Source organism: Streptomyces sp. NPDC055966 (assembly GCF_042269865.1).
GTDB lineage: Bacteria > Actinomycetota > Actinomycetes > Streptomycetales > Streptomycetaceae > Streptomyces.
Genome location: NZ_JBHJYK010000015.1, coordinates 46,129 through 58,965, shown reverse-complemented (window position 1 = coordinate 58,965; position 12,837 = coordinate 46,129). Strand labels below are relative to the sequence as shown.

The 12,837-nt window shown below is 74.1% G+C and carries 7 protein-coding genes; 1 reads left to right on the top strand and 6 read right to left on the bottom strand.

Annotation, left to right across the window (positions count from 1 at the left end; all coding sequences use genetic code 11):
* Positions 1-122: 122 nt before the first annotated feature.
* Positions 123-416: a chorismate mutase gene (locus ACFC8N_RS29095; RefSeq protein ID WP_376291057.1), complete on the top strand. Its 294-nt coding sequence runs from the start codon at positions 123-125 to the stop codon at positions 414-416.
* Between the two features lie 682 nt (positions 417-1,098).
* Here ACFC8N_RS29095 and ACFC8N_RS29090 read toward each other — a convergent pair.
* The 6 genes from ACFC8N_RS29090 to ACFC8N_RS29065 all read right to left on the bottom strand — a co-directional run bounded on the left by ACFC8N_RS29090 (position 1,099) and on the right by ACFC8N_RS29065 (position 12,724).
* Positions 1,099-2,877 carry a GMC family oxidoreductase gene (locus tag ACFC8N_RS29090; RefSeq protein WP_356033443.1) on the bottom strand — a complete coding sequence of 593 codons (1,779 nt, stop codon included), beginning with the start codon at positions 2,875-2,877 and terminating at the stop codon, positions 1,099-1,101.
* A gap of 75 nt (positions 2,878-2,952) precedes the next feature.
* The gene (locus ACFC8N_RS29085) at positions 2,953-4,566 is read right to left on the bottom strand and encodes a succinic semialdehyde dehydrogenase (RefSeq protein WP_356033446.1); all 1,614 of its coding nucleotides are present in this window, start codon (positions 4,564-4,566) and stop codon (positions 2,953-2,955) included.
* Positions 4,567-4,702: 136 nt separating this feature from the next.
* Entirely contained in the window at positions 4,703-5,674 is a 972-nt protein-coding gene (locus ACFC8N_RS29080; protein WP_376291054.1) for a serine/threonine-protein kinase, read from the bottom strand.
* A 223-nt stretch (positions 5,675-5,897) separates the two neighbouring features.
* Positions 5,898-7,640 carry a serine/threonine-protein kinase gene (locus ACFC8N_RS29075; RefSeq protein ID WP_362818174.1) on the bottom strand — a complete coding sequence of 581 codons (1,743 nt, stop codon included), beginning with the start codon at positions 7,638-7,640 and terminating at the stop codon, positions 5,898-5,900.
* A gap of 134 nt (positions 7,641-7,774) precedes the next feature.
* A complete protein-coding gene (locus ACFC8N_RS29070) occupies positions 7,775-9,505 on the bottom strand; it encodes a serine/threonine-protein kinase (RefSeq protein ID WP_362818172.1) in 1,731 nt (576 codons plus the stop codon).
* A gap of 162 nt (positions 9,506-9,667) precedes the next feature.
* A complete protein-coding gene (locus tag ACFC8N_RS29065) occupies positions 9,668-12,724 on the bottom strand; it encodes a protein kinase (RefSeq protein ID WP_376291049.1) in 3,057 nt (1,018 codons plus the stop codon).
* Positions 12,725-12,837 lie beyond the last annotated feature (113 nt).

Here is a 12,837-nt window from a genome sequence, read left to right as displayed (position 1 = left end):
CTTCCCAGGCGCCCCGGGCCGACAAGGCCCGGGGCGCCTGACGTTTTCCGGGTTCTGTCGTTCCGGGGCTCCCCCGACAGCCGCCCACCGGTCCCAGCGACCCTCACCCAGGAGCCCCGAACATGACCACCACCTCCCCGGAAGCGCCCGAAGCCCCGGAAGTCCCCGAAGCCCCGGAAGAGACCATCGCCGGTGCCCGTGAGCGCATCGACGTGCTCGACGACCGGATCATCGGCCTCATCCAGGAGCGGATGGCCGTCTCCGCCGTCGTGCAGCAGACCCGCATCACCTCCGGCGGGCGGCGCGTGCACCTCTCCCGCGAGATGGAGATCCTCGGCCGCTACCGCGAGGCCCTCGGCAAGCCCGGCACCCCCCTCGCCATGACCCTGCTCGAACTGTGCCGGGGTCGCATCTGAGTTCTACCGCCGTCTCACCCGTACGGCGCGTGACCGGCCCGCGCACCGCTTCGTTGAGGGGTTGTCCGTGCCAGCCAGGGGCGGGCCCGACAGAACCACGCGTGGCTCGCTGGAGCGATGAGGCGTACGGGTCGTGCCGTGCGCCGTGGGACCTCGCTCCGGAAAGTGACCGGACGGCAGGGGACAGCAGCCCGGTCACCCCAGAGAACGGTCGGCTCCGGGGACGCCCGGGGCCGACCGGCGGGAAAACTGCACATCAGCACCAGTGCCGGGTCGAACGATGCGCCGCAGCCCCGGGTCCCCGCGCAGACAGCGAACGACGGCACGACGGCACTGCTGCCTACTCCGACCGCCGACCGACCAGCGGTGCGCCCCCCCCCGGCACCGCTTCCCAGGCACCGACGCTGCCCTGCCGTCGGTGCTGACTGAAAGAGAAGGGCCCCGCGACCTCTCCGTCCCGCGGGGCCCTTCGTCATGCCCAAGGCCCTTCGGCATACCCGAGAAGGCACCGGCAAGTGACTCGGATCACATCGAAATCCGGTGCCGCCGGGGCAACCGTTCATGGTTCTCGCTGATCAAACCTGCCGAGTCGTACGAGGGACCTGCTTTCGGAGGGGGATGCAGGTCCCTCTGCGCCGATTCCTGTGCAGGTTCCTGCGCCGGCCCGCGCGGGGCGCCGCGCTTACTTCTTCGGCGGCACCGCCGGAATCCCCAGGAACGGCAGCCGCAGTGCGCCGAAGGCGTCCTGCGGGACCGCCGGGGACTGCGGTTCGACCGGCTTCAGGCGCTCGTACGCCGCTCCCGGTGCCGGGCGCGGGTCCGCCTCGCCCTTGTTCGGCCAGAACGACATCGCACGCTCGGCCTGCGCGGTGATCGTCAGCGAGGGGTTCACGCCCAGGTTCGCCGAGACCGCGGCGCCGTCCACGACCGAGATGCCGGGGTGGCCGTAGAGACGGTGGTACGGGTCGATCACTCCGGTCTCCGCCGAGTCGCCGATGGGGCAGCCGCCGAGGAAGTGCGCGGTCAGCGGGGTGCCCATCAGTTCGCCGACGTTGCTGCCGGCGAAGCCGTTGATCTCGGCGGCGAGCACGCTCGCGGCCTCGGTGGCGGCCTTGATCTGCTTGGGGTTGGGGGCGCCGTGGCCCTGGCGGGCGGTGAGCAGGCCCTTGCCGACGCCGTTGGGCTTCAGGTACGTCGTCAGCGAGTTGTCCAGGGACTGCATGACCAGGCCGATGATGGTCCGCTCCGACCAGCGCCGGTTGGACAGCGACCGCAGCACCAGGAGCGGGTGCCTGGCCGCGTTCGTCAGCCAGGCCAGCGCGCGCGAGGAGCCCTCCGCGTACGGCACCTGGAGGATCGACAGGCCGCCCATCGCGTTGGAGCCCTTGCCGTAGCGGACCGGCTCGATGTGCGTGTTCTCGTCCGGGTGGATCGAGGACGTGATCGCGACGCCCTGCGTGAAGTCGGCCGCCGCCGTGCCGTGTGCCTTGCGGTAGCGGCGGTTGTCGGTCTGCGCGCCGACCAGCGCCTCGGAGTTGGTCCGGGTCAGGTGGCCGAGGCGCTCGGACAGGTACGGCAGCTGGCCGCCGGACCGCATCCGGTGCAGCAGGGTCTGCGTGCCGTAGGTGCCGGCCGCGAGGACGACCTTCCGGGCGGTGAACAGACGGCCCTCGCCCTTCTTCTTCCGGTCCGTCGGCAGGGTCGCCACCGCGTACCCGCCGCGCGAGTCGTCCGTGACGGACACGACCGTCGTCATGGGGTGCACCTCCGCGCCCGCCCGCTGGGCGAGGTGGAGGTAGTTCTCGTTGAGGGTGTTCTTCGCACCGTGGCGGCAGCCGGTCATGCACTCGCCGCACTCGGTGCAGGCGTTGCGGGACGGGCCCGCGCCGCCGAAGTACGGGTCGGCGACCTCCTGCCCCGGGCTCGCCTTCGCCGTCCCGTCGGCGTCCTTGCCGTCACCGAAGAACACCCCGACCGGGGCCAGATGGAAGGTGTCGCCGACGCCCATCTGCTGGGCCGCCGCCTTCAGATGCACGTCGGACGGCGTCATCGTCGGGTTCAGGCGGACGCCGAGCATGCGCCGGGCCTGGTCGTAGTACGGCCGCAGCTCCTCCTGCCAGTCGGTGATGTCCTTCCACTGCGGGTCCTCGAAGAAGGGCTTCGGCGGGACGTAGAGGGTGTTGGCGTAGTTGAGCGAGCCGCCGCCCACACCCGCGCCGGCCAGCACCATCACGTTGCCCAGCAGATGGATGCGCTGGATGCCGTACAGGCCGAGCTTCGGGGCCCAGAGGTAGTTCTTCAGGTCCCAGGAGTTCTTCGGGAGGGCCTCGCGGGTGTAGCGGCGGCCGGCCTCCAACACGCCTACCTTGTAACCCTTTTCGGTCAGGCGGAGGGCGGACACCGCACCGCCGAATCCGGAGCCGACGATCAGGACGTCGTAGTCGTAGGCGTCGTGCGGCACGTGTGCTCCTCGTTGGGTCGTCCTCGTCGGGCCGTCAAGGGAAGGGGAATCGGGGCCGTCAAGGGAGTAAGGGAATTACCTGAACCGGAACGCCTTCATCACCCGAAGACTCGTGCTCATGAAGCGGGCGTAACTCGCGTCGTCCATCCCCAGCGACGGCGCCATCGGCAGCAGCCGCTGCTGGGCCACCGTCTGGGCCTCGGTGTACTTGAGGATGCCCTCCGAGCCGTGCCGGCGGCCGAGACCGGAGTCCTTCATGCCGCCCATCGGGGACTGGACGCTGCCGTAGGCGGGCGCGTAGCCCTCGTTGACGTTGACCGTGCCGGTGCGCAGGCGGGCGGCGACCTCGCGGCCGCGCCGGGCGCTGCCCGTCCAGACCGACGCGTTCAGGCCGTACGGCGTGGCGTTGGCGCGCTCGACCGCCTCGTCGTCGGAGGAGAAGCGGTAGACCGAGACGACCGGCCCGAAGGTCTCCTCCGCACAGACGGCCATGGAGTCCTCGACGCCGTCCAGGACGGTGGGCTCGAAGAAGTAGGGGCCGATGTCGGGGCGGGCCCGGCCGCCCGCGAGCACCTTCGCGCCCTTGCCGACGGCCTCCTCGACGTGCCGCTCGACGGTCTTCAGCTGGCGTTCGCCCACCAGCGAGCCCATGTCGGCGCCGTAGGCGAGGGAGTTGCCGAGCCGCATGGCCCGGGTGCGGGCGGCGAAGCGCTCCAGGAAGGCGTCGGCGACCGACTCGTGGACGTACAGCCGCTCGATGGAGATGCAGAGCTGTCCGGCCGAGGAGAAGCAGGCGCGTACGGCGCCGGCGGCGGCCTTCTCGATGTCGGCGTCGTCCAGCACCAGCATGGCGTTCTTGCCGCCGAGTTCGAGGGAGACGCCGACCAGACGGGCGGCGGCGCCCTGGGCGACCTCGCGGCCGGTGCGGGTGGAGCCGGTGAAGGAGACGTAGTCGGCGTGCCGGACGACCTCGGGGCCGACGACCGGGCCCTCGCCGAGGACGACCTGGAAGACGCCCTCGGGCAGACCGGCCTCGATCAGCAGGTCGCGCGCCCACAGCGCCGTCAGACAGGTCTCCGTGTCCGGCTTCATCACCACGGCGTTGCCGGCCACGAAGGCGGGCAGGGCGTCGCCGACGGACAGTTCCAGGGGGTAGTTCCAGGGGGCGATCTGGCCCACGACCCCGCGCGGGTGGCGCAGTTCGGTGACCTTCGTCAGGGTCGGGATGGCGCCGGTGTGCCGCTTGGGCCGCAGATAGGCGGGGGCCTTGCGGCCGTAGTGGCGGGCCGCGACGGCGACGGCCTGCACCTCCTCGTGCGCGTGCAGCCGGGCCTTGCCGGTCTCCAGCTGGATGAGGTCGAGGACCTCGGCCTGCCGCTGGAGCACCAGGTCGTGGAAGCGCAGCAGCACGGCGGCCCGCCGCCCCACCGGGGTCCGCCCCCACACGGACTGCGCGGCGCGGGCGGCCTCGAAGGCCTTCTCCACGTCCTCGGGGGTGGACTCGGGCAGGTCGGCCAGCTTCTCGCCGGTGAACGGGGTGTGGTTGGCGGTCCGGCCGGAGCCGACCACGCCCTTGGTGAGCCGGGCCACCAGTTCCGGGGTGACCACGTCGGCGGCGGTGCGGGCGCCCTCGGGGGCGGGCGCGAGGGGGTTGGTACCGGCGATGTCCGAGGCCTGCGTGTCCGTCATGAGGCGCAGGGTATGCCGGAGCACAGCCTTTGTGTACCCGTCGGTAACGGGGATTCACGACCTGCTCACACACTGCCAGTGATCACTGGCAGTGAATGTGCTGATCAGGGCGTTGACACCCGCCCGAACAGAACGATCATTCGAGTCCGGCTTTTTTCGCCAGGAGCAGGCCGAGGGTGGTGCGCGGGGTGCGGCGACGCGGTCCTGCCGCGGGGCCGGCCTCGGCCGCCTCGGCCGCCTCGGCCGCCTGGACCTGCCGTACGGCCCGCGGCGGCACGGGCTCCGGTACGGGGGTGAGCCCGAGGTAGTCGTGGAGTGCGGCCGCGACCTGCGCCGCGTCGGGGCGGGCCGCCGGCTCGTCGGCGTTCAGCCGGTCCAGCAGCGGGCCGAGCGCGCCCAGCGGCACCTGGCCGGCGACCTCGACGGCCCCGGTGCCCCCTGTGCCCTCGGTGGCCTCACTGTCCCCGCGGCCCTCGGTGTCCTCCCCCACCGCGGCCCGCAGCAGCGCGCCCAGGGACCACAGGTCGGAGGCCGGTCCGGCGCCGGGGCCCGCGGCGCGCTCGGGGGCGACGAACCCGGCGGGCGCCGCGCCGGGGTGGCCGTCGCCGGTTCCGAAGTCGGTGACGACGACCCGCCCGGTGCCGGACTCCAGCAGCACGTTGGCCGGCTTGACGTCCCGGTGCACGATGCCGACGGCGTGCGCGGCGCGCAGGGCGCCGAGGACGGCGAGCCCGATCCGGGCGGCCTCGACGGGCGGCAGGGGCCCGCGCCGCAGCACCTCGCGCAGCGACTCGCCCTCCACCAACTCCATGACGATCCACGGGACATGACCCTCGGCGACGACGTCCAGCACCGTGACGGCACAGGGGTGGCGCACCCGGGCGGCGGCCCTGGCCTCCGTGGAGAGCCGGTGGGCGATACGGCGGCTGTCCTCGTCGTCGGCCGGATCGCCGGGCAGCAGCGGCTCCTTGAGGGCGACCTGCCCCTGCCCGGCCTCGTCCTGTGCGCGCCAGACCGTCCCGGTGGGCCCGGAGCCGAGGCGACCGGTGAGGCGGTAGCGGCCACCGATCAGACGTGCGCCGGGCGGGTGTTCGCCGTCTTCAGTCATGCCCCATGAGTACCGTGTGCACCAGGCCGTTGTCGAAGCGAACGGTCAGGGCCCCGCGCGGGGGCGGCAGTTCGGGCGGTCACTCCACCGGTGCGGGTTGAATCCGCGAGGCGCGGTGCGCACCCCCACGGCACCGCCACCGCCCGCGAAGTCCGCCGGTATCACCGACTCCCGCTCGGCGGCCGCACGTTCCAGCGCCGGATCCACAGGGGCCGGGATCCGGTCACGAAGCCGTGACCGAGAAGGTGTCCAGCGCCACGTCGAAGTACTCCCGCGCCTCCCGCACCTTGCCGACCGGCGCCGACACCCACACGTCGTACAGCCGCCCGGACTCCTCCCAGCACAGGTCGTAGGTGTGCCGCGGGCCCTCCGCCGCGCTGAAGCCGGCCCAGCTGAACTCCCAGAGCGCGGCCGGGTGTCCCGCGTGCACGGCGCGGGTGACCCGGCCGTCGTGGTAACCGGGATTCGTGTGCGGGCCGTCGGCCGCCGACCGCTCCATCGCCGCCTGCGGGCCGCCCGGCCGGGCCGCGCCGACCCGGATGCCGAGGCGGAAGGTCCCGCCCGGCGAGAGGTAGAAGACGCGCTCGCCCTGCGGGCTGCGGGTGAAGTCCTCCGGTACGGCGAGGGAGTAGCCGGCCGGGTCCCGGGCCGTGCGGTAGCCGGAGGGCGCGGTACGGGAGTCGGTGCCCGTCGGACCCGGCGAGGCGGTCGGCGAGGGGGGCGAGGGTGAGGTCGAGGACGGACGGGTGCCGGTACTGCCGGTTCCGGTCGCCGGGGACGTCGCCGTACCGCCGGGGCTGCCGCCCCCTCCGGCGTCGTCCCCGTGCAGCAGCAGTGCGGCCGACACGCCGGCTCCGGCCAGCGCGGCGACGAGCACCGCCGCGATCAGCACCCCGCGGGTGGCGGTCCGGGGCGGCGGGACGGCCGAGGGAGCGGGGGCGGCGGGCGGGCGCGGCACGTCCGGCCGGGTCGGCGAGTAGGGCGCCACCGCCCCGGCCGTACGGCTCCCCGTACGGCTCCCTGTGCGATGTCCCGTACGGCTGCCCGCACCCGGCCGCGCCGTACGCCCCCCGCCGGTCCAATGACCGCGCGACCCGCCCGCCGCGGCGGCCGCGCCCGGTGCGTCCGGCGTCCGTCCCGTCTCCAGGTACGTCCGCAGCATGTCCTCGGCGTCGGCCGCGCCGAGCCGCCGCTCCGGGTCGCGCTCCAGCAGCCCCCGCACGACGGGCAGCAGCGGCTCGGCCTCGGCGGGTGGCCGGATCTCGGCGGCGACGACGGCGTGCAGGATGCCGCCGATCGAGTCGCGCCGGAACGGCGACTCGCCGCTGAGCGCCGTGCACAGCAGCGCGCCCAGCGACCACAGGTCGGACTCCGGCCCGGTGCGCACCCCCGACATCCGCTCGGGCGCGGTGTACTCGGGCGAGCCGACGAAGGAACCCGTCTCGGTGAGCGTGGTGGCGCCCGCGACCTGCGCGATGCCGAAGTCGGTGAGCACGACCCGGCCGGTGCCCGACTCGATCAGCACGTTCGCGGGCTTGATGTCCCGGTGCAGCACCCCCGCCTCGTGCGCCGCGCGCACCGCGCTGAGCAGGGCGACCCCGATGCGCGCGGCCTCGGCGGCGTCGACCGGGCCGTGCCGGGCGATCCGGTCGGCGAGCGAGCCGCCCTCGACCAACTCCATGACCAGATACGGTCGTTCGTCCTGCTCCACGACGTCGTGCACGACGATGATGTGCGGATGCCGCAACTGGGCGACCGCCCGCGCCTCGCGGAACGTACGGTCCTGGCGGCGCCGCGTGTCGTCGTCCGGGAGCGCGTCGTCCGCGAGGATCTCCTTGACCGCGACCCGGCGCCCCAGCAACTCGTCGCTCGCCCGCCACACGACGCCCATGCCGCCGCGCCCGATGCGTGCCTCCAGACGGTAACGGCCCGCGATCACCCGGAAGTCGGCGCCCTCGGTCCCCATGCGCCCCATCATGCCGCACCGGACCCGCGCGCTCCGGGACACCGATCAGCCAAGCAGTACCGATCGACCAGCGGTTTTCGGCCGTATCGGCCGCGCCGGCCGCATCGGGCGCCCTCGGCGGTCCTGAGCGTCCGTCAGCTGTTGCCCGGTTCCTGCCAGCCCTGGAGCACCCACGTGAACTGCTTGCTGGTCCGCGCCCAGTCCTCGGCCGGCGTCGACATGTAGATGGCGTACTCGACGCCCGAACGGGAGTAGTACGTCTCCTCGATGGCGTGCCGCGGTCCGGCGACGTACGGCGGGTCCTTCTTCAGCGCGTTCCAGGTGTACTCCCACAGCGCGCCCGGGCGGTCGCGGTAGATGTTCCCTTTCATCTGCACTTTTTTGTAGTCGACCAGTCGCTGGAGCTGCGTCTCCAGGTCCTTCTGGTGCAGAAGGGGCGTGGCGAAGTCCGGGGAGCCGTCGATGGCGATGCGCACGAAGTGCTTGCCGTCGTCCGGGCTGTAGTCGATCTGCTTGAGGTTGCCCTGGATCTCGTAGACCTTCCGCTTCCAGCCCTTGGGCAGGGTGAGGCTGAAGCCGAGCGGGTCGTGGTGGGTCTCCCAGTCGGCCGGGATCGTGCCGTCGGGGTCCTGCGAGCTCGCGGCGCTCGCGGAGGGGTCGGTGGCCGGGCCCGCGCCGCCGCTCGACCCGGTGCTGCTCGCCGCCGCGCCCCACTCCTGGACGGCGACCGCCGCGCCGCCGCCGAGCACGGCGGCCGCCGCGACGACGAGGGCGAGGGTGCGCAGCCGGCGCCGGGGACGGCCCCGTCCCGCGCCGCCGCGGCCCGCGGGGACCGCGGCCGATCCCGCCGGTCCGCGCGGGGCGGGTGCCACGGCCGTCGGTCCGGTCATCGAGCGGCCGGCGCCCGGCGCGGCCGGGTCGCCGTAGCCGGGGACGGTCGCGCCGGTGCCGTAACCGGTACCGGAGGTGCCGGGGCCGTAGCCCACGGAGGCGCTGCTGGTGTGCAGGCCGGAGTTCTGGGTCGGGACGAAGGCCTGCGCCGCGTCGGGGCGGCGGCCCTCCGCCGCCTCGGCGAGCAGTTGCTCCGCCTCCTCGGCGCCCGGCCGCCGGTCGGGCTCCTTGCGCAGCAGGGCGGATATGACGGGGCCGAGCGCACCGGCGTGGCGCGTCTCGGCGGCCTCCTCCTCGACCACGGCCTGCATGGTGCTCAGTGGTGAGGTGCGGCGGAAGGGCGAGCGGCCCTCGACCGCCGTGTACAGCGTGGCGCCGAGCGCCCACAGGTCCGAGGACGGGCCCGGGTCGTGGCCGCGCACCCGCTCAGGCGCGAGATAGTCGACCGAGCCGACGACCTCTCCGGTGCGGGTGATGGTGGAGTCGCCCTCGATCTGGGCGATGCCGAAGTCGGTGAGCAGGACCCGGCCGTCCTTGCCGAGGAGTACGTTGCCGGGCTTGACGTCCCGGTGCAGCACACCGGCGGAGTGCGCGGCGCGCAGCGCCCGCAGCACCCACAGGCCGATCCGCGCGGCCTCCCGCGGTTCGACGCGGCCGCGCTCCTTGACCTCGTCGGCCAGCGAGTTGCCCTCGACCAGCTCCATGACGATCCACGGGCGGCCGTCGTGTTCGAGGACGTCGTGCACGGTGACGACGGCGGAGTGGTTGATGCGCGCGGCGGCCCGGGCCTCGGCCCGGGTACGGGCGAGCAGCACGGCCCGGTCGCTGTCCGAGACGTAGAGGGCCGCCGTCAACTCCTTGACGGCGACCGTCCGGTGCAGCACCTCGTCGTGGGCGCGCCACACCCGGCCCATGCCGCCGCTGCCGATGGAATCGGCGAGCCGGTAGCGGCCCGCTACGAGCAGGCCCTGCATCTGATTCACGTTGCCCCGCAATGCTCTTGACAGGCTCAGACTAAGGACCGGCCCGCCCGCAGGGAACCAGCGGGGTACCAAGGTGACAGCACTGTGACGCTTGTCGCCTGCCCAAGCGCTTTCCGCCGGTTACCCGGCGCGCTCAACCGGTGCCCGTGGCGCTCAACCGGTGTAGGTGTACGTCTCGGTGGCCTGCTCGTACAACCGGGTCACCTGGTCCCGCTCGGACTCCGGGCCACGGACCTGGATGATGTGGTAGCGGCCGTTCAGCAGGATCGCCATGTTGCGCACGAACAGGTCGCGCCCCTGCCCGTCGGTCCAGGTGAACTGCCCCTCGGCCATGGTCCGTCCGCCCACCTCGATGGTCCGCAGCCCGGTGGCCGTGGCCCAGCTGGAGTCCCGGTACGGCTGCAGCTCGCTCTCCTTGTCCCGCTGGTACGCCATCGGGTCACTGCCGTAGGCCGCCGCGCTGTCCCTTCCGGGTACGACGATCAACTCGAAGTCCCCCTGCCCGTACACGACCTCCCCGCTGCCGTTCTTCGGGGTGCGGCCCCAGCCCTTGGCGACGGCGATCTTGAAACCGCCGGGGTCGGTACGCAGAGTGAAACCGTCACCGACGCTCGGATCGCCCCCGGTCTGGGTCTGGGTGGCGGGCGCGGACGCGGAGGGACCGCCGTCCGCGGACTGCCCGGAGGAGGGCTGCGGGCCGGAGGGCTGCGGGTCGTGCGAGGGCGCGGGGCTCGCCTCCCCCGCGCTGCCGGTCCGGTCGCCGCCGGCCGCTCCGTCGTGCCCCTGCTTGGGCAGGAACAGCATCGCGTACGCGATCGCGCCGGCCAGCAGGAGCAGGATCAGCACAAGCAGGGTCCGGCCGAGACCGCGCGGCGAACGCGCCTCGCCCCCGGCCCGCTCAGGGGACCGCTTGTGCCGGCCGTGCGGCGAGGCCTCCGCCGCACGGGCACGCCGGCGCCGCAGCCGCACCAACTCGCCGCGGCGCCGGACGATCGGCAGCCGGCGCGGGTCGCTGGGCGGCACGGTCACCACGTGCGTACCGGCGTCGGGCTCGGGCGCGGACCGCACCAACGACCGCAGCCAGCCGCCCAGTTCCTCGAAGTCGAGCCGCTCGGTCGGATCCTGCCGGAGCAACGACTCCACGACCGGCCGCAGCGGCCCGCACTCCTCGGCGAAGGCGGGCGGCTCGGCGCACACGAGCTGCACCAGCTCGGCCGTCGACTCCTCCGGGTACGGCGCGTGCCCCTGCACCGCCCGGAACAGCAACGCCCCGAGCGCCCACAGGTCGGTCGCGGGCCCGATCGGCGCCGCCAGCTGCCAGTTCTCGTGTACGGGCCCGGCCTGCTCCGGCGCCCACCGCTCGGTCACCGGCCCGACCACCGTCATCCGCACCTGCCGCGCCCTCTCGGCCGCCAGAGCGGTCACGGGCCCACGCGGAGGCCCGGCCAGAACACCGGACTCATCCCAACGGGAGACACCGGCGGACTGCGAGGGCAGAACCTGACGGGTGGCATCGATGCCGGGGAGGGGGGAGGAGGGCTGCTCGGGGGCGGCGGGGTTCTGGCCGGGGGTGAACGGGTTCTGGCCGGGCGCGAGCGGGCTCCCGCCGGGGGCGAGTGAGTTCTGGCCGGGGACCGCGGGGGGCTGGCCGGGGGTGAACGGGTTCCGGCCGGGGGCCAGCGGGCTCTGACCGGACGCGGCGGCGTTCCGGCCCGGGACGGCGGGGGCCTGGCCGGGGCTGACAGGGCTCTGACCGAGTGCGAGCGGGTTCTGGCCCGGCACGGCGGAGTTCTGGCCGGGGACGAGCGGGTTCCGGCCCGGGACGGCGGGGTTCTGGCCGGGGACGAGCGGGTTCCGGCCCGGGACGGCGGGGTTCTGGCCGGGGACAGCGGGGTTCTGGCCCGGCATGGCCGAGGGGCGCCGTCCGTCCGAGGGCAGCCCGTGGCCGCCGTGGGGGTTTGCTCCCGGAGCGGGGAGTGTCCGGTCGGCGCCGTAGGTGGTGCTGCCCTCGGCGGGCGGGCGGGCGCCGGGCAGTGCGGGGCGTCCGGTCTGCCGGGACTCCTGCACCCGGGCGGCGGCACGCGCGCCCGCGCGATACGCGGCGATGGCTCCGGCGCGGGCGGCCCGGATGTCGGCCCCGCTCGCCCCGCTCGCCCCACCCGTACCGCTCGCTCCGCTCTCCAGGGCCCGCGGTTCTGGCGTATCGGCGCCGCCCGACGTCCCGTCGGCGCCCGGCAGGCCGCCGGCCGCCCTCGCCCGGATCGCCGCCCGGCGCGCGGCCTCGGGATCGACGTCGGCGGACGGAACACCGCCCGCCGGGCCACCGGAAGAGGCGGCGGCTCCCTGCCCACCGCCGAACGCACCGTCGGCACCGTCCGCACCGTCCGCACCGGCATTCGCCGCCCACCCTCCGGCGAACGCACCCCCGCCCCGCCCCGCAGGCCCACCCACGCGACCGCCACCCGGGCTGCCGGTGGACGCCGTCCCGGTCTCCGGCTCGGCCCGCTCCAGGCCCGCCGGACCCACAGGTCCCGCCGTTCCCGTCCCGCCCGGCGTCCCGGGAATTCCCTCGTTCGGTGCGTCGTCAAGGCTCGGTACCGGGTCGTACCCGCTCAGCGCCTCCTCCGCCGCGCCGACCGCGAGGCCGGTCAGCATCACGCGGCCGTCGTCGCAGACGAGCACCGTACGGGCCGTGATGTTGCGATGCACCCAGCCGTGGGCGTGCAGCACCCGCAGCGCCATGAGCACGTCGGAGGCGACCTCGGCCGCCCGGTACGGCGACAGCGGCTGCTCGGCGAGGAACGCGGACAGCGGGCGCGCCGCGACCCACTCGCTGACGATCCACAGGGACCCGCCCTCGGCGAACACGTCGAAGACCTGGTCCAGCCGGGGATGGTCGGGGATGCGGGCGGCCGCCTGCGCGGCCTCGACGGCGCGCCGTACGGCCGGGTCGGCGGGCCGGCGGGTGGCCGTACGGGCGTCCGGCGCCGCCCGCCGGGACCCGCGCTCGCGCGCCGTGAACCCCTCGGGCAGTCCCTCCGCGTCGAGCACCTCGGCCTCGACGACCTCCGGCAACGGCACCTGCCGGACGAGGACTTCCTGCCCGCTGTAGGTGTCGAAGGCGCGGGTCTCGGTGAGTTCGTACTCGTCGGAGGGCGGCAGCGGCAGGCGGTAGCGGTCGGCGAGCACCCGACCCGCGTAGTCGTCCACGTTGCCTCCCCCGGCCGCCCGGTTGGTCACATCCGTTCGCCTCGCGCCCCGTTTCGCACACTCATACGGCTGCGTACGGTCCGCAACCATTCACGATACGTGCCGGAGGCAAC